This is a genomic window from Bradyrhizobium sp. in8p8 (assembly GCF_000426845.1).
Classification (GTDB): domain Bacteria; phylum Pseudomonadota; class Alphaproteobacteria; order Rhizobiales; family Xanthobacteraceae; genus Bradyrhizobium; species Bradyrhizobium japonicum_C.
The window spans coordinates 174,547-196,029 of record NZ_AUGD01000012.1 but is presented as its reverse complement, the minus strand read 5'-3'; the positions used below and the strand labels follow the sequence as shown (position 1 = coordinate 196,029).

The window sequence follows — 21,483 nt, the reverse complement described above, 5'->3', positions numbered from 1 at the left end:
GGCTGCGTGCAGCGCAAAACAGGCAAACTCTAACGCAGGGATGCGCTGTCGCGGGGAACGCCTATGCGCATTCTGATCGTCGACGATCATCCCATTGTCGCCTCCGGCTGCCGTGCCGTGCTGGCCGACGAGGGCGAGATCGAGATTCTGGAGGCTGCCGACGCCGAAGACGGCGAGTGCGTCTTCATCGTCGAACGCCCCGACCTCTGCATCATCGACATCAACCTGCCGACCGTGTCCGGCTTCGAGCTCGCACGTCGCATCCTCGAGCGCGCGCCGGAGGCCCGGATCATCATGTTCAGCATGAACGACGATCCTGCTTTCGCCGCGCGCGCTATCGAGTGCGGCGCCAAGGGGTATGTCTCAAAGACCGGCGATCCCGACGACCTCGTCGAGGCGATCCGCGCCGTCAGCGGCGGCGGCACCTATCTGCCCACTGCCATCGCGCGCAGCATCGCCTTTGCAGGACCGACGCTGGCCCAAAGCCCGCTCTCGAAGCTGAACGCACGCGAGATGGAGATCCTGCGGCTGCTGAGCGCCGGCAAGAGCCTGTCCGAGATCGCCTGGCTGGTGCAATCGTCCTACAAGACGGTGGCCAATACCTCGTCCATCATGCGCCAGAAGCTCGGCGTGAAAACCTCGGTCGAGCTGGTGCGGCTGGCGATCGACAGTGGCGTCGCCTGACGACGCCACAAATTTCGGTCACACAAGCGTGCATTGTTGATGGGGTGAGATGCCACGGAGCTTGGGCATGACGATTGAGACTGTCTCGACCAATAAATCCCATGGCGGCGTGCAGGGCGTCTATCGCCATGCCAGCCAGGCCACCGGAACCGACATGGTGTTCTCGGTCTACGTTCCGCCGCATGCGGCCGGCGCCAAGCTGCCCGTGGTCTGGTATCTTTCCGGACTCACCTGCACCCACGCCAACGTCACCGAGAAGGGCGAATTCCGCAAAGCCTGCGCCGAGCTCGGCCTGATCTTCGTCGCACCAGACACCTCGCCGCGCGGGCCGGACGTGCCGGGTGACGCCAACAATGCCTATGATTTCGGCCTGGGCGCCGGCTTCTATGTCGATGCGACCCAAGAGCCATTCGCGCGAAACTACCGCATGTGGAGCTACGTCACCGACGAGTTGCCCAAGCTGGTCGCCGAGAACTTTCCGGTCGACGCCAAGCGGCAATCGGTGATGGGCCACTCCATGGGCGGCCACGGTGCGCTGACGGTGACGCTGCGCAACCCGCACCGCTATCGCGCCGCGAGCGCGTTCGCCCCGATCGTGGCGCCTTCGCAGGTGCCCTGGGGCATCAAGGCCCTGACCGGCTATCTCGGGCCGAACAAGGACGCCTGGCGCAACCACGACACGGTGGCGCTGATCGAGGATGGCGCGAGATTCTCCGGCTTCCTGGTCGATTACGGCGATGCCGACAACTTCTTGAAGGAGCAGCTCAAGCCCGAGCTGCTGCAAGAGGCATGCACCAAGACTAACATCCCGCTTACGCTGCGGCGGCAGGCGGGCTACGACCACAGCTACTATTTCATCTCCACCTTTATGAGCGATCACCTGCACTGGCACGCAGCAAGGTTGACGGCGTAGCGTTTTTTCCTTCTCCGCTTGTGAGCGCGAAGCGCCCTCGCGGCGAGCTATTGCTGCTCTACTCCGGCCGCCCGTAATTCGGCGCCAGCAAACGGTTCCGGATCAGGTAGCTCATGGTGCGCGTCCAGGCTTCGTCGGTGTTGCCGCGCATGTCGGCGCTGGCGACCGTCATCATGTTGCCGGTCTTCACGTCTCGGAGATAGACGTTAAGACTGATGATCAGGTTCGAGACCTTCTGCACGAGCCCGGTGATCTCCAGATCGGCACCGAGCTGACGGGCGAGCTTGAGGTCGCAGCCGCCGCAGGCTTGCAGGTTCGCGCGACGGGCGGCATCCCTGACCGGAGCTATATCAAGGAGCTGGAACCGGCCCGATTCTGCCAGTTCCTTGCGCAGCTGCTCGCTGATACGCTCCAGCCGCGCCTGCTCCGGCTTCGCGCCGTAGAACTCACCGGGCAGACTGGTGTCGATCAGCTCGAAATCGAAGACCGCAAGCTTTGGCGGATCGGCGAGCGCGACCGAACCCGTCAACAACAAAGCCGCAAAGCCTATCAATGCTCGCACGATCGTGATTCCCGTCCTCGCGCGCGCGAGGACGAAATGCGGGGTTGCATGCCCTGACAAATTGGTCATGCTTCAGCAGAGACAATTCTCCACCAGCGGTCAAGCTGGGGAGAACGCCTGGAGGAAACATGATCCGATGGTTGGTCGGCCTGATCGGTCTGGGTGTTGCCGCCACGAGTGCGCTCGCCGCGGACCCGGTTACGATCGGCGTCGGCTATCTCGGAATTGCCGGCACCCGATCGACGCTATCGCTGGCCGAGCAACCTGCGGAGAATGACGGCCTCGCCGGCGCCCGCCTCGCCATCGAGGACAACAACACCACCGGAAAGTTTCTCAACCAGCGCTTCACGCTGGAGGAGCGCCGCGTCAAGGAAGGCGAGGATCCGGTCCAGGCTGCAACCGCCCTCGCTGACAAGAACGGGTTCGTCATCGCCGACCTGCCGGCCGATGCGCTGCTGAAAGTCTCCGACGCCCTGCGTGAGCGCGGCACGCTGCTGTTCAACGTCGGCGCAATCGACGAACGGTTGCGCGAGGCCGATTGCCGCGCCAATGTCATCCACACCGCTCCGACACGCGCGATGCTGGCCGATGCGCTCGGCCAGTATCTCGTTTGGAAAAAGTGGTCGCGCTGGCTTCTCGTGGTCGGCTCCCATAACGAAGACAGGCTGTTCGCCGATGCGCTCCGGCGCACCGCGACGCGGTTCGGCGCCAAGATCGTCCAGGAACGGACCTTCGAAGACAAAGGCGGCGCGCGACGTACCGACAGCGGCGTGACGCTGATCCAGCGCCAGATTCCGGTGTTTACGCAGCAGGCGCCCGCATACGACGTGCTGATCGCCGCCGATGAGAGCGAGGTCTTCGGCGCGTACCTGCCCTATCGCACCTGGGATCCGCGCCCCGTCGCGGGCTCCGCCGGCCTCGTGCCGCGGAGCTGGGACGCGGCGCAGGACCAGTGGGGCGCGATCCAGATCCAGAACCGCTTCTTCAAGCTGAATTCGCGGCGCATGACCGCGCTCGACATGCAGGCCTGGACCGCGGTCCGCATGATCGGCGAAGGCACCTCGCGCACCAATTCCGGCGACATCAAGAAGGTGACCGACTTCATCAAGGGCCCGGATTTCTCGGTCGCCGCCTTCAAAGGCACGCGGCTGACCTTGCGTGACTGGAACTTGCAGCTTCGCCAGCCGATCCTGCTGGTCGACGGCCGCATGGTGGTGTCGGTATCGCCGCAGGAAGGTTTCCTGCATCAGGTCTCCGAGCTCGACACGCTCGGCTACGATCGCCCGGAGAGCAAATGCAAGTTGAAGTGAGGACGCAGATGTTGCGCATGTGGCGTGTTGGGCTACTCTCCGCAATGGCGCTCGTCGCAGCGCCTGCGCATGCGTTCATCGCCTATGTTTCGAACGAGAAGAGTAACACGGTGTCGGTCATCGACACCGAGACCTGGACGGTGACCAAGACCATCAAAGTCGGTCAGCGCCCGCGCGGGATCGATCTCACACGTGATGGAAAGTTCGTGATGGTCGCAGTGGGCGACGACGACACCATCCAGGTGATCGATGCCAAGACGCAGACCGTCGTCGACAGCCTGCCCTCCGGCCCCGATCCGGAATTGTTCGCCCAGGATGCCGCCGGAAAGACTCTCTACGTCGCCAACGAGAACGACAACACGGTGACCGTGATCGACCTCGAGAAGCGCGCGCGCCTGGGTGATATCCAGGTCGGCGTCGAGCCCGAGGGCATGACCATCAGCCCCGACGGCAAGACACTGATCAACACGTCCGAGACCACCAACATGGCGCATTTCATCGACACCGCCACGCGCCAGATCGTCGCCAACGTGCTGGTCGACGCGCGCCCGCGTTTTGCCGAGTACAAGCATGACAGCTCCGAAGTCTGGGTGTCCTCGGAGATCGGCGGCACGGTCTCGATCATCGATCCCAAGAAGCACGAAGTGATCGGCAAGGTCACGTTCGAAATCCCGGGCTTGCGAAAAGAAGCCATCCAGCCGGTCGGCATCGGCATGACCAGAGATGACAAGACCGCCTTTGTCGCGCTCGGGCCCGCCAACCGCATCGCGGTCGTCGACGTCGCCACGCGCAAAGTGACGAAATATCTGCTGGTCGGGCAGCGCGTCTGGCATGTCGCGTTCACGCCCGACGAAAAATACCTGCTCACCACCAATGGCGTGTCGAACGACGTCTCGGTCATCGACGTCGCCGCGCAGAAAGTCATCAAGACCATTCAGGTGGGCGAACTGCCTTGGGGCGTCGCGATTGCGCCATGACCAGCCCTGCCCCGGTCACCGAGCAACGTCAGATGCCGAGGCCTGATGCGGCCGCGTTGCCGGCGTTGTCGATCGAGGGCGTCAGCCATTCCTACGGACCACGGCGCGCGCTCACGGACGTGTCATTCGACGTGCAGCCGGCGAGCTTCACGGCACTGCTGGGACTCAACGGCGCCGGAAAGAGCACGCTGTTCTCGCTCGTCACTCGCCTGTTCGGCATCCAGTCCGGCCGTGTCTCCATCTTCGGCCATGACATCAGCAAGACTCCCGGCGAGGCGCTGCGGCTGTTAGGTGTCGTATTCCAGCCGCGCACGCTCGACCTCGACCTGTCGCTGACGCAGAACCTGCTCTATCACGCCGCCCTCCACGGCATCAGCCGCCGCGAGGCCGCCGCCCGCAGCGCCGAGCTGCTCGGCCGCATCGGGCTCGAAGAGCGCGCCGGCAGCAAGGTGCGCGATCTCTCGGGCGGACAGATGCGGCGGCTGGAGATTGCACGAGCGTTGCTGCACCGTCCCCGGCTGCTGTTGCTGGACGAGCCGACCGTCGGCCTGGACGTCAAGGCACGGGCCGACATCATCAGCCATGTTCGCCAGCTCGTGGCCGAGCAGAGCATTGGCGTGCTCTGGGCCACGCACCTGTTCGACGAGATCATGCCCAGTGACGATCTCGTCGTGCTGCACCAAGGTAAAGTGCTGGCGCAGGGTCCGATGAGCCGCGTCGTCGCGGAAGCCGGCGCGCAGGACGTCAACACCGCCTTCATGCGCCTGACCGGCGCGCAAACGATGCCTGGAGGCGGCGCATGAGCAGCATCACCGCGCGCGATACGCCGCGTGGCTTCTCAGTCCAGGAGTACCTGACCTGCCTCACCGGCATCGTCTGGCGCGAGGGGCTGCGCTTCCTGCATCAGCGCGAACGTTTTGTCTCCGCACTGGTACGGCCCCTGGTGTGGCTGTTCATCTTTGCCGCCGGCTTCCGCCAGGTGCTCGGCATCTCCATCATCCCGCCATATGAGACCTACATCCTCTACGAGGTGTATATCGCACCTGGGCTGATTGCGATGATTCAGCTCTTCAACGGCATGCAGTCTTCGCTCTCGATGGTCTATGACCGCGAGATGGGCAATATGCGCACCCTGCTGGTGAGCCCGCTGCCACGCGGGTTCCTCTTGTTCTGCAAGCTGCTCGCGGGCACCGCGGTGTCGCTGCTCCAGGTCTATGCGTTCCTGCTGATCGCCTGGCTTTGGGACATTACCCCGCCGGCCGCGGGCTACCTTACCGTGCTGCCGGCGCTGATCCTCTCGGGGCTGATGCTGGGTTCTCTCGGAATGCTGATCTCCTCCGGCATCAAACAGCTGGAAAATTTCGCCGGCGTGATGAACTTCGTCATATTCCCGATGTTCTTCGCCTCCTCCGCGCTCTACCCGCTCTGGCGGGTGCAGGAGGGCAGCCCCTATCTTTACTATCTTTGCGAGGTCAATCCGTTCACCCATGCGGTCGAGCTGATCCGCTTCGCGCTGTACGGGCAGATCAACTGGATCTCGCTGGCGGTGGTTGCTGCTTGCACAATCGTCTTCATGATCGGTGCGATCTTGGCCTATGATCCCTCGCGCGGGCTGGCGCGACGCGGCCCTGCCGGAGGCGAAGGATGAAGGTTTGGGTCCTGGCTGCCATCACAATGACGCTGTCCGCCACAGCCGCGCCCGCGGCCGATCCGCGCTATCCGGACTGGCCCTGCACCCAGGCCAAGGTTCCGGAGATCTCGCTGGCCGCCGTGTGGGCCGGTCCGCCGCTCGATGACGTCCAGAACAAGTGGAAGGACGACGCCGAGGTCAGCGCGCTGGTTGCAAAGCTGTCGGCACGCAAGACGCCGCTGGACGAGGCCGAGAAATCGGTGAAGGAGCTTCTAGCCGCCTCTGGCTCCGACAAGGCCGCGAAAGCGAAGCTCCTGTTTGCCGGCCTGTTCGACACGCTGAATGCCCAGCGTTCCCAAGTCATGAACGGTCTCGAACGGGTCAGCCGCAAGCAGCGCGAGGCTGCCGACACGATTCGCGAAGATGCGCTTCAGCTCCAGGCCCTGCAGGGCGCAACGCCGCGCGATGAGGCCAAGGTCGAAGCGCTGAGCAACGAGCTGATCTGGAAGACCCGTATTTTCGAAGACCGCCATAAAGTGGTGCGCTTCGTCTGCGAGGTTCCTACCACGATCGACCAGCGCCTGTTCGCGCTCGGGCGTTTGATCCAGCAGGAAATGGAATAGCGGCAGCCTCACGGGCGACTCACGAGGGTTCCCACAGGCGCAGCGGGCTCGTTCGCCGCGATCTGCCGGAACCAAATTGATCCGGGATGGCTTGTCGAAGTGAACTCCATGACGCCGGGAGGCCTCGATGGGAACCACGAAATTCATCTTCGCGGGCGCTGCGGCCCTCAGCATGCTCGCATCCAGCGCTTTTGCTGAAGACATGACCGGCATGATCATGCGGATCGATCGGCTCAATGGCACGATTTCGATCCAGCAGACGCAGAAGGGCACCGTCGGCGCCGGCGCGGGCAGCGCTGGGGCGCTACAGGAGTACAAGGCGAAGGACGCAGCGATGCTGGACGCGGTCCATGCCGGCGACCGCGTGAGCTATACCGCCACCGAGACGAACGGCACGGGCACGCTGACGAAGCTGCAGAAGCAGAAGTAGGCTTTGCTTTCCCCTGGAACGTTGCGTCACGACCGGGCGTCCGGCCTTGACGATCGCTACTGATCGGGGCGCGGTTCCGGCTGCGCCTCCTCTGTCGGAAGCATCGCGCGCTCCCAGCCATCGGTGCCGTCGGGGTACCAGGCAACGTTGGAATAGCCGTAAGCGAGTGCGCGCTTTGCAGCATTCCAGGACATCCAGCAGTCGGCCAGGCAATAGATCACCAGCAGTGCGGCCTTGTCCCCGCGCGAGGCACGAGCGAGCCCGCGCTGGAGATAATCGTCCATGGCTGGCGGCAGCGCGCCGTAGCCGGTGTCGGGCAGCCAAATGCTGCCCGGAATGTTGCTGCGCGGCGCATCGCGCCACACGGTGCCTTCGGGCAGGTTCTTCGGCTTCGGCGGGCGCGGCATCACATCGATGAAAGTGCCCCTCCTTGCGCGCCAGATCGCCTCGGCTTCCGCCGTCGTCAGTACGCGTGCACCGGCGAGCGTCGCCGGTACCGGGGCGCGATAATTGTCGGCACGATATCCCTCCGGCTCGAAGGGCTCCGGCTGCTGCCCGAATGCCTGCCCTGCGAGAGCGGTAGCGAGCAGCGCGACGGCAAGGTGCTGCCTCATGGTGTCTTCTTGAGTGTCTCCGCACTGAGCGGCCGGTTGCTCTCGTCGAGCAGCGGGATGCCGAAATCGAGCAGGATCTTGTTGATCTCGCCCTGGTTGTCCTGGATCAGCTTGTTCAGCTGCCGTTTCCAGTTCTGGTCGGCGGGACGCACGCCCATGCCGATGCGATAGACCAGCTTCGGCCCGGTGGTTTCCTTCACCAGTGGCGTGACATGGAGCGAGGAGCCGGCCATCTTCGCGTAGTAGCCTGCCATCGGGCCCCACAGCACGCCAGCGTCGATCTTGCCGGCGGCAAGATCATCAATCATCGCTTTCGCCGAATTGTCGAAGCGCGTATCGATCATCAACTGATAGGGCTTGGCGTCACCCATCAGGCCCGCCAGCGCCATGTTGGTTGCGGGCGGTGTGCCGGCGACGATGCCGATACGCTTGCCCTTCAGCTTCGGATCCTCGAGTACATCGACGTTCTCAAGCCCGCTGCCCGCCTTCGCGACCAGCGCATAGGCTGTGCGGTAGTAGGGATTGGTGCCCTGCACGAGGTCGTCGCCTTGCGGAAAGCCCATGATGACGTCGCAGCGATGCGCACCCAGCGTCATGCGCACGAAGCCCGTCGCCTGCGGGAAGAAGACGTAGTCGAGCTTCTTCTGCAGCTTCTCCGCAAGAAACTCCGCGAGCTTGTTCTCGAAACCCTCCCCCTTCTCGTTGGAGAACGGCAGATTGCGCGGGTCGGCGCAGACGCGCAGCACCTTGGGATCCACGAGCTCGAACGAGAGATCGCCCGTGTCACTGGTCTGCGCGATAGCGCCATCGCCAAGGGCGCAGGACGCGATCACGATCCAAAGTGAAAACAACCAGCGACGATGTCGTCCAGCTCGCGTCATCGCGCTTCCTCCTCATTGTCGTTGAATGTTATCCATGCGACGCTTGACGCGCCATCGTTGCTCAACTTGGCGTTGGCTTCCTTGTTGCAGCGCAGCGCGACAGGCTCCTTGAACTGAGGCAGAAAAGTGTCTCGCATCGCTTCTATGATCGCAGCCTTGTTCCTACTGGGGACAGCGACGCTAGCACGCGCCGGGGCAGCCGAATTGCCTGTGAGCGAAGTCGCGCCGGGAATCTTTGTACACTCCGGGATCATCGCCCTGATGAGCCGCGAGAACGAGGGTGACATCGCCAATGTCGGCTTCATCGTGGGCGAGGAGGCCGTGGCCGTGATCGACACCGGCGGCAGCCTTCGTGAAGGCGAAGCGCTTCTGGCCGCCGTGCGTGCGAAGACGCCCAAGCCGATCCGCTACGTCGTCAACACTCACGGCCATCCCGATCATGTCTTCGGCAACGCGGCTTTCGCGGCCGGAAGCACCACTTTCGTCGGCCATCACAAGCTGCCGCAGGCGCTCGCGACGCGCGGGCCTTTCTATCTGGAAAATTTCCGTCGCATCATGGGCAGCGAGTTGATTGATCCCGTAAAGATCATCACGCCGACCTTGCTCGTCACCGACACGATGACGCTCGATCTGGGGTCGCGCCGACTGTCTCTGCGCGCCTGGCCGACAGGGCACAGCGACGCCGATCTGACCGTGTTCGACGAGACGACGAGAACATTGTTTGCGGGCGACCTCGTCTTTCTCCGGCACGTTCCGGTGATGGATGGCAGCATCCGCGGCTGGCTCGACGCATTGAAGAGCCTAGAGGCGATCCAGGCGCTAAGGGTTGTTCCCGGTCACGGTCCCGTGAGCGGCTGGCCCGCGGCGCTGCGCGACGAAGGGCGCTATCTGTCAACGCTGCTGTCCGATGTCCGCAAGTTGAACAAGAATGGCGAACCGATCCGCGCCGCCGCAGACAAGGCGGCCGCTTCGGAACGGCCGCATTGGCTGCTGTTCGACGATTACAACGCCCGCAACGCAACCGCAGCATTCTCGGAAATTGAATGGGAATAGCGGACGCGCTAGGCTGTACCCAACGATTGTTTCGTCCGCGCGGGATCACGACCATGACGGGATGCACACGCCGCCTGACTCTTATCGCCGTTATGCTCGGCATCTCCTTCGCTGCGCCGGTGCGAGCCGAGGAGGCCCCCGATCCCTGGCCGGGCCTCGTGCAGGACATCTTCAGCAATCGTCCAATGAACGACGGCAGCGCCGTCATCGGCATCGAGATGCCGTATCGCGCCGAGGATGCAGCCATCGTGCCGGTGACCCTGCGCAGCAAGCTGTCGCCTGGCGATGCACGGCGTATCCGTTCGATCACGCTCGTCATCGACCGCAATCCCGCGCCGATGGCGGCGAAGTTCGAGCTCGGGCCGGACGCCAATGTCAGCGAGATCTCGACACGCGTGCGCGTCAACAACTACACCGATGTGCACGCGGTCGCCGAGCTCAGCGATGGCCAGCTCTACGTGTCCAAGACGTACGTGAAGGCATCGGGCGGCTGCTCGGCGCCGGCGGTCAAGAACGTCGAGGAAGCCCGCAACCGGCTCGGCCAGATGCGCTACCGGCAGTTCGCCCGCGAGGATGCGCCGGCGAGCCGCGTGCGCGAGGCGCAGATCATGATCGGCCATCCCAACAATTCCGGACTGCAGATGGATCAGGTCACGCAACTCTACATTCCGGCGTTCTTCATCAACCAGTTGAAGCTGACGCAGGACGACAGTCCCGTGCTGTCGATGGAAGGCGGCATCTCGATCTCGGAAGATCCCAATCTGCGTTTCACGTACGTCTCCAATGGCGCCAAGCGCTTTCGCGCGGAGGCGAAGGATACGGGCGGGCACGTGTTCCGCAACGAGTGGGATATCGACAAGCCGGGGACGTGAGTCTCTCTTATTGTCCTTATCGTCATTCCGGGCGCGCGAAGCGCGAACCATGGTGCGCAGTTGCGCACCTGAGAATCTCGAAATTCCGGTTTCGGCCTCTGCCGGCAGCGCCGGGATGACGGCATCAAATCAAAAACACCTCACCTCGGCTTCCGCCTGCGCACGCCTCAGGTCATTCACGGCCGAGTTCGCCTGCTCCGAGGTACGGAACTGGACGCCGAGATTGCCGCGCACTTGCGACATGCTGAGCGCAGTCTCCGCCACGACGTAGCGCTCATAGGGGACGATCGAGGCCACCACGTCGATCGAGCAGGAACATTGCTCGATCGCAGCTCGTGTCTCGCCGTTGGCCTTCATGCAGCCATAGACGTACTCGGCGCGCGCCGAGGTGGGATAATCATTGGCCTCGCTGGCCCGCGCCATGGACGCGCTCGCGGCCAGCACTATCAATGCGGCGACAATCGGTCGTAGCTGTCCCGCCAGATTCATGCGCATCCTCCCGCTGGTTGCGAGCAAGGCTATGCTATGCGTATTGTCCTGAAAAGCACTCTGTCAGAGGAAACGGCTCACAAGGTGATGAGAGCTTCTGGTCGAACATTCGCGCTCGCGGTGACGCTGGCGTTGACGCTAGCCGCGCCCGGCCACGCCGCCGACGCCATCCGCCTTGCAGTGCAGAAGACCGGAACATTCTCCTGGGAGCTGGCCGCGATCCGCGCGGCCGGCCTGGACAAGGAGGCCGATCTGTCGCTCGAGGTCACCGAGCTCGCGAGCACCGAGGCCGGCAAGATCGCGATGCGCGCGGGCAGCGCCGACATCATCCTGTCGGATTGGCTGTGGGTGTCGCGCGAGCGTGCGCTCGGCGCCAAGCTCAACTTTTATCCCTATTCCAGCGCGCTCGGCGCGGTGATGGTGCCGCCCAACTCGCCCATCAAGACGCTCGCGGACCTGAAGGGGCGCAAGCTCGCCGTGGCCGGCGGAGCGATCGACAAGAGCTGGCTGCTGCTCCAGGCACGCATGAAGCAGGATGGCGTCGATCTGAAGTCCGCGGCGACCATCGTCTATGGCGCCCCGCCCCTGATCGCGGCCAAGGCGCTCGACGGCGAGATGGACGCGAGCCTCAATTTCTGGAATTTCTGCGCGCAGCTCGAGGCAAAGGGATTTCACCGCCTTGCCGGCATCCAGGACATCCTGCCGAAGCTCGGCGCCGAGGGTGCCGTCTCCGCGGTCGGCTATGTCTTCGACGAAGGCTGGGCGGCCAAGCATCGCGAGGCGGTGGCGCGCTTCATCGCGATGACCCGCAAGGCCAAGGAGCTGCTGGCGACCTCCGATGCCGCCTGGGACAAGGTCGCGCCGCTCACCGGCACCACAGATCCGACCCTGCTCAAGGCCTATCGCGACCGCTATCGCGACGGCATCCCGCGCCGGAGCATTGCCGACGAGGAAAAGGACGCACGCGTGCTCTACCGCGTGCTCGCCGAGATCGGCGGCCGCGATCTCGTCGGACCGGCGGCCGAGCTCGATCCCGGCACGTTCTATCACGCAGTCCCCGGAGACTGAGGTGCTGCGTCTTCTCTCGTTCGCCCTGCTCCTGGGGACGTGGTGGACCGCCGCGCTGTTCGTCGGCGGTGCAAAGCTGCCCGCCCCGCCGGCCGTACTTCACGTCATGATCGCGGAAGCCTCCTCCGGCGCCCTCTTCCTGCATCTCGGCGCGACGCTGGCGCGCGTCGCGCTCGCCTTCACATTGGCGATGTCGATCGGCAGCGCCATCGGCTACCTGATGGGCCGGGTGAAGCTCGCCGACCGGCTCGGCGATCCCTGGTTGATTCTCCTGCTCAACCTGCCCGCGCTGGTCGTGATCGTGCTCGCCTATATATGGGCCGGGCTCACCGAAGCCGCCGCGATCGCGGCGATCGCCATCAACAAGCTGCCGACCGCCATCGTCACCTTGCGCGAGGGGGCGCGTGCACTCGATCGCTCGCTCGACGAGATGGCGCGCGTATTCGCGATGCCGCGCTGGCGCGCGTTCCGCCACGTCGTGCTCCCGCAGCTCGCGCCCTATATCGCCGCCTCCGCCCGTTCCGGATTGTCGCTGGTTTGGAAGATCGTGCTGGTCGCAGAACTGTTGGGACGTCCCAACGGCGTCGGTTTCGAGATCGGCGTCGCCTTCCAGTTGTTCGATACGCCGCGGCTGCTGGCCTATTCGCTGACCTTCGCCGCCGTCGTGCTCGTCATCGAAACCTTGCTGGTACAGCCGTTCGAAACTCGCGCAAACCGGTGGCGGCCCCGTGCGGCTTGAGGTCGACATCAAAGGCAAGACCTTCAGGAGTGCCGCGGGCGGGATCCAGGAGGTGCTGGCGCCGGTGAAGTTCGCGCTTCAATCGGGCGAGGTCGGCGTCCTGATCGGCCCGTCCGGTTGCGGCAAGAGCACCATGCTGCGCATCATCCTGGGATTGGACCCCGAGTTTTCAGGCGGCGTCGCGCGGCCGCCGCAGGCGCGGATCGGCATGGTGTTCCAGGAGCCGCGGCTGTTACCGTGGCGCTCGGTCGAGCAGAATGTGCGGCTGGCTGCCCCTGGCGTGGCCGACGCGAAGCTCGCCGAGCTGTTCAGGATCCTGGAGCTGGAGGCGCATCGCGATCACTTCCCCGGCGAGTTGTCGCTCGGCCTCGCCCGGCGCGTGGCGCTGGCCCGCGCCTTCGCGGTGGAGCCCGATCTGCTCGTGCTGGACGAGCCTCTCGCCTCGCTCGACGACGCCCTCGCCAGCCGTTTGCGCGACGAGATCGCAACGCTGGTGGCGAGCCGCCCCGTAATGACGCTGCTCGTCACGCACAGTCTCGACGATGCGATCAGGCTTGGCGACCGTCTGTTCTTTTTGTCGCCGCGCCCCGCGCGCATCATGCGGGAGGTGCCGATCACCATTCCACGCGCGGAGCGCAGCGAAGCCGATCTCGGCAGGATCAAGGGCGAGCTTGCGAGGCTACAGCTTGAATCGAAATGAAAACTCGTGGTCAACTGGATGCAACGAGATTCATCGAGGGAGGTTCATCATGCGTCGTAGGCTGATCGCGATCGGCATCCTCGTGGTCGCGATGCCGGGCGCGGTACTTGCGCAGGCCAAGGGCAAGGGCATCCGGCTCTGGAATCTGACGACGGAGACGATCTCCGGCTTCCAGCTCTCGCCCGCGGGCAAGACCGACTGGGGTCCGAACCAGTGCCTGAACGACAAGGACAAGGAGGTCGACCACGACGAGCGGCTGCGCATTGTGGGCGTCGAGCCGGGCCGCTATGACGCCAAGGTCAGCTATCCCAGCTCACGCCAATGCATCGTCCGCGACATCGAGATCAGGGCAGATGCGGTGTTCTCGATCGCGGACAAGGATCTGAAGGATTGCACCAAATAGAGCGGGTGCCTTACGCCCTGTCGTTTGGGCGCGGATATTCGCAGCGCCAGCGCACCGCCTGCCACTTGGGATGCTCGCCGACCCATTGCGCGATGTAGGGCGGCGCAGCCATTGCGCATTGCCGCGGCGACCCGGAATACTGGAATATCAGATGCTTCTCCTCGCAGGTCGCAGGCGAGAGCACTGCACATACGGTCACCACAAGGTCAATCGGGCTCATGCCGGAGTCCTCTCGGAACGCGCTGGTCAGACTAGCACATGGAGCTACGTCGCGAGGAGGGGAAAGTTTCAATCCGGCATGTGAAATGGGGGCCGACGGTTCCTCTTCCGGGCTGGTGCAGAGGCGAAGATCCGGCCCTAGAAATTGATCCCAAATACCAGTCGTGCCTGATGTCGCTCGAAATTGGCGAGATCGAGATTGGTCCCTGATCCGGCCGGACGCCCCCATGCTTGCATGCTCCAACTCATCGTGAGCCGCGAACGCTCGGAAAGCTGGAAATAGGCTGTGGGGCCGACGAACAGGGCCTGCCCAGAGAACTCACCGAGACCGACGCCCTCATATTGCCGAAAGTAACGCATCTCCCCGCCGAGCAGCACATTCGGCCGCACGCGCACCAGGCCGGCAATCGCCGCGCCGATCGTCGAGCCCCTGTCGGATGCTCCTGCCACCTCGAAGTGGGCCCACTCCGCCTGATAGATCAGGTTGAGCGCAGCGATGGCGAAGTTCGGAATCAGATCGCGGTCAAAGGCCAGTGCGAATTCGGTGCCGTACATCCGCCCCTTCGCGCCGCTTGTCTCCTCGATGCGGCCGCCGTGGAGCTCGGCAGCGATAGTGAGACCGAACGGCGCGCGCTCGCGATTGAGCAGGCGATAACGCAAGTCGAGCGAGGCGCCCTGAAAGTTGAACTGGCGACGGTCATCGAGATCAGGAACGCCGGTGATGTCGTGCAAGCTCGCGGTGCCGCCAACCTCGATGCGAAAGTTCGGCAGCGGCACCACCTCGATCTCGACTTCGTGCTCGAGGGCGCGATAGGTTCCCCCGCCTTTGCCGAGCCGGCCCGTCGTCTGGGTCTGGAATTCGCGCTCGCCGACATTGCCGACATCGCTGCCGATCATGAAGCCGAAAATGTGCTCGGTATCAAAGCCCTCTTCGGCGCTGGTGCGTGCCGGTGTCAGTGCGATCACGCACCCCACCACCGTCCAGAACTTGCAGGCTCTGCCGCCCATCCCCTGCTCCGAAGGCGCGCGCTGCCCAGACGTGGCAGCAGCACTGACCGCGCATCAGCGTAACACGCTGCCGCAGAGCACGGTCGAGATTTTGATGGGAGAGCACTGGAGCTGACGTCGCGCAACCTTGCGTCACTCGCAAAGCACCGAGCACAACGAGGTTGGCCGAGATACGACACTGCCGCGGCTTCGACGGCATTCGCCATCGAGGCCGCGGCAAGCGTCAGTCTTACTTGCGCGAAGCGCAGGCGTACATGTTGATTTCCATGCCGACCGGCACTTCCACAATCTTCGGAGCTTTCCAAGCCATGCGGGTCTCCCCAAGTATTGAGCGCGACATCGCGCGGCGCAAAACCTAGGGCTGGCTCCCCGCCAGTTCAAGCGCAGATTCAGCTGTCGAATGCACCGATGTCGATTCTTCGCGACCGCACTTCCCTCTCGGGCAAAGCCAGTTCACTCTCGGTCAAGCACAGATCCGAGCGAAGAGACCTGGCACTTCAAGCGGCGCTCGAATCGACACGCATGTGCCGCGCCGTCAGCAGTCCTTTCCCGCCGTTTGCGTACTGGACTTGGCACCTTCCGCCCGTTCCGCCGCGGTTGGCTGGCTCTGCATTTGCCGCTGAGCATCTTCTGACGAGGCAGCCGCACCGCCGCTGGCGCGATTCATCGTGCTGGTGGGCGGATGCTGACCCGTTTCGCCAGACGAACCCTGCGACTGCGCCGAACCTATTGTGACCGGGCCGGAGCCGGCATCCTTGTCGGTCTTGTCAGTGCTGGCGCTGCTCGTGTTGCACGGGCCAGCAATGGCGACCCCCGCGCTCAAGGTCAGGATCGCGCAGCCAGCAAGAATGGAACGCTTCGTGTTCATCTGCTTCTCCTCTTCTCCCGCTGCGCTGCCCCGGCGCCGAGCAGGACATCGCGAAGAGAACAGGGCGAGCCGCCCGATGTTCCGGGCTTGCCGGTCGGAATTAAACTCGCCGGCAAAGCCGGGTCAACGCATGAGCCGCAGAAGCGCGCGGCCGGGCCGCGCGTTCAGCTCCTTTGCATCCAGCGTCCCGTCCTTGTCCGGATTGGCCGCATTGAAGCGCTGCTCCACAACCGATAGATATTCATCGAGCGTCAGGGTCCCGTCGCGATCTGGATCGGCTGCTGCGAGCTCTTTCGCCGACAACCGTCCGCGCAACTCACGCGCATCGAGCGTGCCGTCCCGATCGGGGTCGAGCTTGGTGAACAGCGCGCTGGCAGCCTTTCTCACCTCGGCCATATCGAGCGTGCCATCATTGTCTGTATCGAACATCTTGACCGCGCTGCCGGATGCCGCGTGGGCCGGGCCGGACAGCAATGCAATCGTGAGCGCAAGCGAAAACGGGCGAATCGACGTCATCCAAACCTCCTGAGAACCTCGATCCGAGCAGGATCGGAGACGACATAAGTCCACAAACGAGACCGGGTTCAAGTTATAAATTGCAACCTGCCCGCGCCACAACTCAGGGAAGGCCGCCGCGCCAAGCGCCCAAACGGGCTTCGTGGCGCGAATTTCTGCAGCGTCTGCACACAAGTGCTAGCACCTTGAAAGGTTTCCGTCAGGTGACCGGCATCTGCCGTTCAAGATCCGGCGTCCCATTTGCGACTTTCGTATTGACGCGTTTTGCATTCGGGCGGAGTGTTGCTCCTGCAGCGTCAAAAGGCGCGCATATTGGGAGGAACGGATGAAACGCTTTGCGATGGCCGCAGGCCTCGTCATGCTTGCGTCAACCTGTGCAAATGCACAAACGACCGAGCAGCTGGTCAAGGGCGCGACCGACACATCGAATGTTCTCAATTATGGAATGGGCTATCATCTGCAGCGTTTTTCGACGCTGAACCAGATCAACAAGGATACGGTCAAGAACCTCGTCCCGATCTGGAATTACAGCTTCAATGACGATCGCAGTGAGGAATCGCAGCCCATTGTCTATCAGGGCGTGATCTACGTGACCACGCACAATGCCACCATGGCAGTCGATGCCAAGACCGGCAAGCAGATCTGGAAAAGCAAAATCGAATATCCGGCCGAGACGCCTCGAATCGTCTGCTGCGGCATCATCAACCGCGGCGTCGCGATCCATGAAGGCAAGCTGTTCCGCACCACGCTCGATGCCCACGTGATTGCGATCGACGCCAAGAACGGCAAGGAGCTGTGGCGGCAGAAGGCGGCCGACATCAAGGAAGGCTATTCGATGACCGTGGCTCCGCTGGTGGCCGAAGGCGTCGTCATCACAGGCGTCTCAGGCGCGGAATTCGGCACGCGTGGCTTCATCGACGGATGGGACCCGGCGACCGGCAAGCATCTCTGGCGCACCCACTCGATTCCTTCGCCGGATGAGCCCGGCGGCGACACCTGGAAAGGCGACACCTGGAAACTCGGCGGCGGCTCGACGTGGATTACGGGCTCGTACGATCCCGAGTTGAAGACGGTCTATTGGGGCACCGGCAATCCCGGCCCGTTCAACGCAGCGGTACGGCCCGGCGACAATCTTTATACCTGCTCCGTCCTCGCGATGGATCCCAAGACAGGCAAGATCAAGTGGCACTACCAGTTCTCGCCGAACAATCCGTTCGACTACGACGCGGTCGCAGAGATGGTCCTCGCCGACATGAACGTCGGGGGCAAGCCGACTAAGGTGCTGATGAACGCCAACCGAAACGGCTTCTTCTACGTGCTTGACCGCACCGACGGCAAGCTGCTTGCGGCCAATCCTTACGTGAAGGTGAACTGGGCGACCGGCGTCGACATGAAGACCGGCCGTCCGATCGAGACGGACGTTGCGAAGGACGCGAGGGAAGGCAAGAAGGTGACGGTCTATCCGTCCATTCTCGGCGGCAAGAATTGGGAGCCGATGTCGTTCAATCCGCAGACCGGCCTCGCCTATGCCAACACGCTCAACTTCGGCGGCAAGTACAAGGCCGAGCCTGTCACCTTCAAGCAGGGTGAATGGTATCTCGGCATGGACCTGACCGATCCCTGGGAGTTCGGGGACGGGCCGCGCGGACACCTCAAGGCCATTGACCCCATGACCGGCAAGTCGAAGTGGGAAGCGCCGAGCGACATTCCGCGCTTCTCGGGCGTGCTGTCGACGGCCGGAGGCGTGGTGTTCTCGGGCGCCCTGACCGGCGAGTTCGAGGCCTTCGATGCCGACACCGGCAAGAAGCTCTGGCAGTTCCAGACCGGGTCCGGCATCGAGGGGCAACCCGTCACCTGGCAGCAGGACGGAGTGCAATACATTGCCGTGACGAGCGGCTATGGCGGCGTCTACTCGCTGTTCTCGGGCGACGAGCGGCTGGCCAAGGTGCCGCCCGGCGGTTCGCTGTGGGTCTTTGCAGTGAAGCAGTAACCACGGACACGATGCTGAAAGTGATGTCTCACAAGACGGCGGCGGTGATCGCCGCCGTCGCGGTGCTGTCGGTCGCGCTTGCGGCGACCGTTCGCGCCGATGACGCTGCCGCCAATTCCATGCAGGCGCAGATCGATCATGGCAAGTCGACCTATGCCTCGAAATGCTCGCATTGTCATGGCCCCAATCTGATGAACTCCGGCACCATCACGCCGGACCTGCGCGCCATACCCGACGACAAGACGCGTTTCATCACCACGGTGAAGAACGGCAAGAACAACAAGATGCCGCCCTGGGGCGACATCCTCACCGACGACGAGATCGGGAACCTGTGGGCCTTCGTCTCCAGCCGGAGGAAGCCATGAGACGCTGGCTTGTCGCCTGGAGCATCGCCGCGGTCCTAGCGGCGGCGCCGCGTGCCGCATACGCGGCCGAGGATCCGCTGAAGATCTGTCTCGACGAAGACCGGCCGCCGCTGTCGGTGCATCAAAAGGGCAAGCCGGATGCCGGCTTCGACGTGCTGCTGGCGCAAGCCGTCGCCGAGCGCCTGCGCCGGCCGCTGACGATCCTGTGGTTCGAGAGCAAGCTCGATGAGGATGCCAGCCCGCAGCTCGAGGCCAATGCGCTGCTCTCCGACGGGCGCTGCGCATTGCTCGGCGGCTACGCGCTGACGACGGATTCCCTCGTCAAGCCGGGCATGAAGACGGCGCGCCTGCCGGGTTTCGCCGGCGCCACGCGCGAGGACCGGCGACGCCGCGTCGAGCTCGGCGTGCTCGCGCCGAGCCAACCATACGTCTATTCGCCCATGACGGTGGCGCTCGGGCCGAAGGGGAAGGGCCGCAAGATCGGCGACATCGGCGATCTTGCCGGCCTTCGTCTCGCCATCGAAAGCGGCTCGCTCGGCGATGCCATCCTGATGACCTTCGACAAAGGACGCCTGATCGACAGCATCACCCATCTCGTTCCTGGCCGCGACGACCTCCTCGGCGCAGTGCAGCGCGGTGATTACGATGCGACACTGATCGACCTTGCGCGCTTGGATGCCCATCGCGCCGCCCATCCAGACACGAGCGTGACTGCGTCCGGCTATTACTACCCGATCGGCGCCAATCGCGGCTATGTCGGGCTCGCCAGCGATCCAGCCCTGATCGATGCGGTCAACAAGGCACTGACGGAGCTCGCCGCTGAGGGCAAGATCGCCGAGTTCGGCAAGCAGGCCGGCCTCACCTATCTGCCGCCGCGAGAGCCAGCGATTCTGGGCGACGTCTGGACGAAGATCATTCAGCGGTGATTGCCTGTCATTCCGGGGCGCCGCAGGCGAACCGGAATCCATGCGTCGACCGGGCATGTCGGCCAATGACGCAGCGCGCAGGCCTCGCGAGCTGACCGATGTAACCAATGCGCCAATCTGTCTCGGCTGCAGCCGATGGCAGAGACCGCCTGATACAGTAATTTCGGCGAGAATGTGGGAGAGAATCATGTCGACCAAGCTCGATCGCCGTCACTTCATCGCCGCCGGTACTACTGCACTTGCCATGCCATTCGCTGCGCGCAACGCATGGGCGCAAGGCACGTCGCAAGGCGCTTGGCCGGCGCGGCAGATCCGGATGATTTGCAGCTATCCCGCAGGTGGACAGACCGACCTACTCGCGCGCGCATATGGCGAGTTCATCTCCAAGCAGGTCGGCAAGACCGTCGTCATCGAGAACAAGCCCGGCGCATCGGGCGCGATCGGCACGGCCGAGGTCGCCCGCGCCGAGCCGGACGGCCATACCATCCTGTGCTCGATCTCGACCACCTACATCATGAACCGGGTGGTGATGAAGAACCCCGGCTACGACATGGACAAGGACCTGACCCTCGTCAGCGTCATTCCGGGCGCCGGCCTGCTGCTGGTGGCAAACCCGAAAACCGGGGTCAAGACACTGGAGGATTTCGTCGCCTTCGCGCGCAAGAGCGGCAAGGTGAACTTCGGCACCTACAGCGCGGGATCGGCCCCGCACATGACAGTCAACGAGCTCAACAAGCAGTACGGCCTCAACATCGAGCCGGTGCACTATCGCGGCGAAGCGCCGATGTGGACGGGAATGCTGGAAGGCACCCTCGATGCCGCGATGGGCAGCTACACGGCCGCACAGTCTGTCCTGCAAAGCGACCGCGGCACCGTGTTCGCCGTGCACTCGAAGAAGGTCGACGCAATCCCGGCCATCAAGACGCTTCCCGAGCAGGGCGCGACGTCAAAATTCTTTACGGTGAGCGGATTCACCGGCTGGGCCGTGCCGAAGGCGACGCCGCAGCCGGTCGTTGATCGCATCGCCGAGCTCTGCGTGGCCGCCAACAACGATCCGAAAGTGAAAGAGGTTCTCTCGACCTTCGTGCTCGAACCCGCAATCGGCTTCAAGGAAACCAATGCGCTGTATCAGCGCGAGCTGCCGATCTGGATCGAGAGCGCAAAGTCGCTCGGCCTCGAGCCGGCCTGACCTTCGCGACATCGCCGGCACGGCGGTTGCTCCCTTTCCGCCCGGGAGTCCGACCAAAGCCCAGTTTCGGAAGCGCGTTTTCCCGCTATGATTGTGCCCTTCTGCGGACGAAGGCCGATGTCACGGATGCCGTCGCCGCTATGATCATCCTGCTCTTTCCCATGAGCTATTTCACGCTTGCGCCGCGGCCTTCCTGCTGGTGAGCTAGATATCCAACCCGTTGCCCAATTGCTGCGCGGAATGTTCAACGCGTGATCGGCATCATCGGGATGGCGCCTCTCCTCCTCGGCATGATCGTGGCCCTGGCGACCTGGGGAGGACGCCGGTTCATGAGACGGGTAGACAACCAGCTCAGCGCGAGAGACGCCGGGGATGCCAATGCCGCACGACGGTTGCGCCGGCTGCACTGGAGCGTGATGCCAGGCTAAGCCGTGCTGCTGGTCGCTTTGGTGGC

The 21,483-nt window shown here is 63.7% G+C and carries 27 protein-coding genes; 18 read left to right on the top strand and 9 right to left on the bottom strand.

Going from position 1 to position 21,483, the window contains the following annotated elements:
* Positions 1–63 precede the first annotated feature (63 nt).
* Together K408_RS0127900 and fghA are read left to right on the top strand one after the other, a co-directional pair.
* A complete protein-coding gene (locus K408_RS0127900) occupies positions 64–684 on the top strand; it encodes a response regulator (RefSeq protein WP_024342534.1) in 621 nt (206 codons plus the stop codon).
* Between the two features lie 67 nt (positions 685–751).
* Complete coding sequence (fghA, locus tag K408_RS0127895; protein ID WP_024342535.1) at positions 752–1,597, top strand: S-formylglutathione hydrolase; 846 nt, start codon at positions 752–754, stop codon at positions 1,595–1,597.
* 58 nt (positions 1,598–1,655) lie between these two features.
* Here fghA and K408_RS0127890 read toward each other — a convergent pair whose 3' ends face one another.
* Positions 1,656–2,228, bottom strand: coding sequence for a DUF3280 domain-containing protein (locus K408_RS0127890; RefSeq protein ID WP_024342536.1), 573 nt, complete (start codon positions 2,226–2,228; stop codon positions 1,656–1,658).
* Positions 2,229–2,287: 59 nt separating this feature from the next.
* Between K408_RS0127890 and K408_RS0127885 the strand changes: the two genes are divergently transcribed.
* The 6 genes from K408_RS0127885 (at position 2,288) to K408_RS0127860 (ending at position 7,129) form a co-directional block, all read left to right on the top strand.
* Positions 2,288–3,469 carry an ABC transporter substrate-binding protein gene (locus tag K408_RS0127885; RefSeq protein WP_024342537.1) on the top strand — a complete coding sequence of 394 codons (1,182 nt, stop codon included), beginning with the start codon at positions 2,288–2,290 and terminating at the stop codon, positions 3,467–3,469.
* Positions 3,454–4,446, top strand: a complete 993-nt coding sequence (locus K408_RS0127880) for a YVTN family beta-propeller repeat protein (RefSeq protein ID WP_155248737.1) — start codon at positions 3,454–3,456, stop codon at positions 4,444–4,446. Before K408_RS0127885 ends, K408_RS0127880 begins: the two co-directional genes overlap by 16 nt.
* The gene (locus tag K408_RS0127875) at positions 4,443–5,249 is read left to right on the top strand and encodes an ABC transporter ATP-binding protein (protein WP_024342539.1); all 807 of its coding nucleotides are present in this window, start codon (positions 4,443–4,445) and stop codon (positions 5,247–5,249) included. Before K408_RS0127880 ends, K408_RS0127875 begins: the two co-directional genes overlap by 4 nt.
* Entirely contained in the window at positions 5,246–6,094 is an 849-nt protein-coding gene (locus K408_RS0127870) for an ABC transporter permease (RefSeq protein WP_024342540.1), read from the top strand. Before K408_RS0127875 ends, K408_RS0127870 begins: the two co-directional genes overlap by 4 nt.
* On the top strand, positions 6,091–6,699 hold the full coding sequence (locus K408_RS0127865; RefSeq protein ID WP_024342541.1) for a BAR domain-containing protein: 609 nt from the start codon (positions 6,091–6,093) through the stop codon (positions 6,697–6,699). The genes K408_RS0127870 and K408_RS0127865 overlap by 4 nt, the downstream gene beginning before the upstream one ends.
* A gap of 127 nt (positions 6,700–6,826) precedes the next feature.
* Positions 6,827–7,129, top strand: a complete 303-nt coding sequence (locus K408_RS0127860) for a copper-binding protein (protein WP_024342542.1) — start codon at positions 6,827–6,829, stop codon at positions 7,127–7,129.
* A 56-nt stretch (positions 7,130–7,185) separates the two neighbouring features.
* On the opposite strand, the gene K408_RS0127855 is transcribed toward K408_RS0127860, so the two are convergent.
* Positions 7,186–7,743, bottom strand: a complete 558-nt coding sequence (locus K408_RS0127855) for a PQQ-dependent catabolism-associated CXXCW motif protein (protein ID WP_024342543.1) — start codon at positions 7,741–7,743, stop codon at positions 7,186–7,188.
* Complete coding sequence (locus K408_RS0127850) at positions 7,740–8,624, bottom strand: substrate-binding domain-containing protein (protein ID WP_024342544.1); 885 nt, start codon at positions 8,622–8,624, stop codon at positions 7,740–7,742. Before K408_RS0127850 ends, K408_RS0127855 begins: the two co-directional genes overlap by 4 nt.
* A gap of 126 nt (positions 8,625–8,750) precedes the next feature.
* On the opposite strand from K408_RS0127850, the gene K408_RS0127840 reads away from it, so the two are divergent.
* Entirely contained in the window at positions 8,751–9,677 is a 927-nt protein-coding gene (locus tag K408_RS0127840; RefSeq protein WP_024342545.1) for a quinoprotein relay system zinc metallohydrolase 2, read from the top strand.
* 53 nt (positions 9,678–9,730) lie between these two features.
* Positions 9,731–10,549 (top strand): quinoprotein dehydrogenase-associated SoxYZ-like carrier, encoded by an 819-nt coding sequence (locus tag K408_RS0127835; protein WP_024342546.1) that lies wholly within the window; start codon positions 9,731–9,733, stop codon positions 10,547–10,549.
* 129 nt (positions 10,550–10,678) lie between these two features.
* Here K408_RS0127835 and K408_RS0127830 read toward each other — a convergent pair whose 3' ends face one another.
* Positions 10,679–11,038 (bottom strand): hypothetical protein, encoded by a 360-nt coding sequence (locus K408_RS0127830; RefSeq protein WP_024342547.1) that lies wholly within the window; start codon positions 11,036–11,038, stop codon positions 10,679–10,681.
* An 87-nt stretch (positions 11,039–11,125) separates the two neighbouring features.
* Here K408_RS0127830 and K408_RS0127825 point away from each other — a divergent pair, with 87 nt between their 5' ends.
* The 4 genes from K408_RS0127825 to K408_RS0127810 are packed head-to-tail and all read left to right on the top strand — an operon-like array spanning position 11,126 to position 13,948.
* Positions 11,126–12,106, top strand: a complete 981-nt coding sequence (locus tag K408_RS0127825; protein ID WP_029674587.1) for an ABC transporter substrate-binding protein — start codon at positions 11,126–11,128, stop codon at positions 12,104–12,106.
* A 1-nt stretch (position 12,107) separates the two neighbouring features.
* Positions 12,108–12,845: an ABC transporter permease gene (locus tag K408_RS0127820; protein ID WP_024342549.1), complete on the top strand. Its 738-nt coding sequence runs from the start codon at positions 12,108–12,110 to the stop codon at positions 12,843–12,845.
* A complete protein-coding gene (locus K408_RS0127815; protein WP_024342550.1) occupies positions 12,835–13,545 on the top strand; it encodes an ABC transporter ATP-binding protein in 711 nt (236 codons plus the stop codon). The genes K408_RS0127820 and K408_RS0127815 overlap by 11 nt, the downstream gene beginning before the upstream one ends.
* Positions 13,546–13,594: 49 nt before the next feature.
* Complete coding sequence (locus K408_RS0127810; protein WP_024342551.1) at positions 13,595–13,948, top strand: hypothetical protein; 354 nt, start codon at positions 13,595–13,597, stop codon at positions 13,946–13,948.
* Positions 13,949–13,958: 10 nt separating this feature from the next.
* On the opposite strand, the gene K408_RS0127805 is transcribed toward K408_RS0127810, so the two are convergent.
* The 5 genes from K408_RS0127805 to lanM all read right to left on the bottom strand — a co-directional run bounded on the left by K408_RS0127805 (position 13,959) and on the right by lanM (position 16,559).
* Complete coding sequence (locus K408_RS0127805) at positions 13,959–14,168, bottom strand: hypothetical protein (protein ID WP_024342552.1); 210 nt, start codon at positions 14,166–14,168, stop codon at positions 13,959–13,961.
* A gap of 137 nt (positions 14,169–14,305) precedes the next feature.
* Positions 14,306–15,175 carry a DUF6662 family protein gene (locus K408_RS0127800; protein WP_024342553.1) on the bottom strand — a complete coding sequence of 290 codons (870 nt, stop codon included), beginning with the start codon at positions 15,173–15,175 and terminating at the stop codon, positions 14,306–14,308.
* Positions 15,176–15,404: 229 nt separating this feature from the next.
* A complete protein-coding gene (pqqA, locus tag K408_RS38870; protein ID WP_008562446.1) occupies positions 15,405–15,485 on the bottom strand; it encodes a pyrroloquinoline quinone precursor peptide PqqA in 81 nt (26 codons plus the stop codon).
* A 225-nt stretch (positions 15,486–15,710) separates the two neighbouring features.
* Positions 15,711–16,043, bottom strand: coding sequence for a hypothetical protein (locus K408_RS0127790; RefSeq protein ID WP_024342554.1), 333 nt, complete (start codon positions 16,041–16,043; stop codon positions 15,711–15,713).
* A 123-nt stretch (positions 16,044–16,166) separates the two neighbouring features.
* Positions 16,167–16,559 (bottom strand): lanmodulin LanM, encoded by a 393-nt coding sequence (lanM, locus tag K408_RS0127785; protein WP_024342555.1) that lies wholly within the window; start codon positions 16,557–16,559, stop codon positions 16,167–16,169.
* 325 nt (positions 16,560–16,884) lie between these two features.
* Here lanM and K408_RS0127780 point away from each other — a divergent pair, with 325 nt between their 5' ends.
* From K408_RS0127780 to K408_RS0127765, 4 genes are all read left to right on the top strand, one after another.
* Positions 16,885–18,549 carry a methanol/ethanol family PQQ-dependent dehydrogenase gene (locus K408_RS0127780; protein ID WP_024342556.1) on the top strand — a complete coding sequence of 555 codons (1,665 nt, stop codon included), beginning with the start codon at positions 16,885–16,887 and terminating at the stop codon, positions 18,547–18,549.
* Positions 18,550–18,560: 11 nt separating this feature from the next.
* Positions 18,561–18,914 (top strand): c-type cytochrome, encoded by a 354-nt coding sequence (locus K408_RS0127775; protein ID WP_024342557.1) that lies wholly within the window; start codon positions 18,561–18,563, stop codon positions 18,912–18,914.
* Positions 18,911–19,840, top strand: a complete 930-nt coding sequence (locus K408_RS0127770) for a substrate-binding periplasmic protein (RefSeq protein WP_024342558.1) — start codon at positions 18,911–18,913, stop codon at positions 19,838–19,840. The genes K408_RS0127775 and K408_RS0127770 overlap by 4 nt, the downstream gene beginning before the upstream one ends.
* A 187-nt stretch (positions 19,841–20,027) precedes the next feature.
* Positions 20,028–21,029: a Bug family tripartite tricarboxylate transporter substrate binding protein gene (locus tag K408_RS0127765; RefSeq protein WP_024342559.1), complete on the top strand. Its 1,002-nt coding sequence runs from the start codon at positions 20,028–20,030 to the stop codon at positions 21,027–21,029.
* Positions 21,030–21,483 lie beyond the last annotated feature (454 nt).

What these genes read in the sequence shown, in the direction of transcription:
- K408_RS0127900 (WP_024342534.1), top strand. Translation starts at nt 64, where the DNA reads ATGCGCATTCTGATCGTCGACGATCATCCCATTGTCGCCTCCGGCTGC.
- fghA (WP_024342535.1), top strand. Translation starts at nt 752, where the DNA reads ATGACGATTGAGACTGTCTCGACCAATAAATCCCATGGCGGCGTGCAG.
- K408_RS0127890 (WP_024342536.1), bottom strand. Translation starts at nt 2,228, where the DNA reads ATGACCAATTTGTCAGGGCATGCAACCCCGCATTTCGTCCTCGCGCGC.
- K408_RS0127885 (WP_024342537.1), top strand. Translation starts at nt 2,288, where the DNA reads ATGATCCGATGGTTGGTCGGCCTGATCGGTCTGGGTGTTGCCGCCACG.
- K408_RS0127880 (WP_155248737.1), top strand. Translation starts at nt 3,454, where the DNA reads ATGCAAGTTGAAGTGAGGACGCAGATGTTGCGCATGTGGCGTGTTGGG.
- K408_RS0127875 (WP_024342539.1), top strand. Translation starts at nt 4,443, where the DNA reads ATGACCAGCCCTGCCCCGGTCACCGAGCAACGTCAGATGCCGAGGCCT.
- K408_RS0127870 (WP_024342540.1), top strand. Translation starts at nt 5,246, where the DNA reads ATGAGCAGCATCACCGCGCGCGATACGCCGCGTGGCTTCTCAGTCCAG.
- K408_RS0127865 (WP_024342541.1), top strand. Translation starts at nt 6,091, where the DNA reads ATGAAGGTTTGGGTCCTGGCTGCCATCACAATGACGCTGTCCGCCACA.
- K408_RS0127860 (WP_024342542.1), top strand. Translation starts at nt 6,827, where the DNA reads ATGGGAACCACGAAATTCATCTTCGCGGGCGCTGCGGCCCTCAGCATG.
- K408_RS0127855 (WP_024342543.1), bottom strand. Translation starts at nt 7,743, where the DNA reads ATGAGGCAGCACCTTGCCGTCGCGCTGCTCGCTACCGCTCTCGCAGGG.
- K408_RS0127850 (WP_024342544.1), bottom strand. Translation starts at nt 8,624, where the DNA reads ATGACGCGAGCTGGACGACATCGTCGCTGGTTGTTTTCACTTTGGATC.
- K408_RS0127835 (WP_024342546.1), top strand. Translation starts at nt 9,731, where the DNA reads ATGACGGGATGCACACGCCGCCTGACTCTTATCGCCGTTATGCTCGGC.
- K408_RS0127830 (WP_024342547.1), bottom strand. Translation starts at nt 11,038, where the DNA reads ATGAATCTGGCGGGACAGCTACGACCGATTGTCGCCGCATTGATAGTG.
- K408_RS0127825 (WP_029674587.1), top strand. Translation starts at nt 11,126, where the DNA reads ATGAGAGCTTCTGGTCGAACATTCGCGCTCGCGGTGACGCTGGCGTTG.
- K408_RS0127810 (WP_024342551.1), top strand. Translation starts at nt 13,595, where the DNA reads ATGCGTCGTAGGCTGATCGCGATCGGCATCCTCGTGGTCGCGATGCCG.
- K408_RS0127805 (WP_024342552.1), bottom strand. Translation starts at nt 14,168, where the DNA reads ATGAGCCCGATTGACCTTGTGGTGACCGTATGTGCAGTGCTCTCGCCT.
- K408_RS0127800 (WP_024342553.1), bottom strand. Translation starts at nt 15,175, where the DNA reads ATGGGCGGCAGAGCCTGCAAGTTCTGGACGGTGGTGGGGTGCGTGATC.
- pqqA (WP_008562446.1), bottom strand. Translation starts at nt 15,485, where the DNA reads ATGGCTTGGAAAGCTCCGAAGATTGTGGAAGTGCCGGTCGGCATGGAA.
- K408_RS0127790 (WP_024342554.1), bottom strand. Translation starts at nt 16,043, where the DNA reads ATGAACACGAAGCGTTCCATTCTTGCTGGCTGCGCGATCCTGACCTTG.
- lanM (WP_024342555.1), bottom strand. Translation starts at nt 16,559, where the DNA reads ATGACGTCGATTCGCCCGTTTTCGCTTGCGCTCACGATTGCATTGCTG.
- K408_RS0127780 (WP_024342556.1), top strand. Translation starts at nt 16,885, where the DNA reads ATGAAACGCTTTGCGATGGCCGCAGGCCTCGTCATGCTTGCGTCAACC.
- K408_RS0127775 (WP_024342557.1), top strand. Translation starts at nt 18,561, where the DNA reads ATGCTGAAAGTGATGTCTCACAAGACGGCGGCGGTGATCGCCGCCGTC.
- K408_RS0127770 (WP_024342558.1), top strand. Translation starts at nt 18,911, where the DNA reads ATGAGACGCTGGCTTGTCGCCTGGAGCATCGCCGCGGTCCTAGCGGCG.
- K408_RS0127765 (WP_024342559.1), top strand. Translation starts at nt 20,028, where the DNA reads ATGTCGACCAAGCTCGATCGCCGTCACTTCATCGCCGCCGGTACTACT.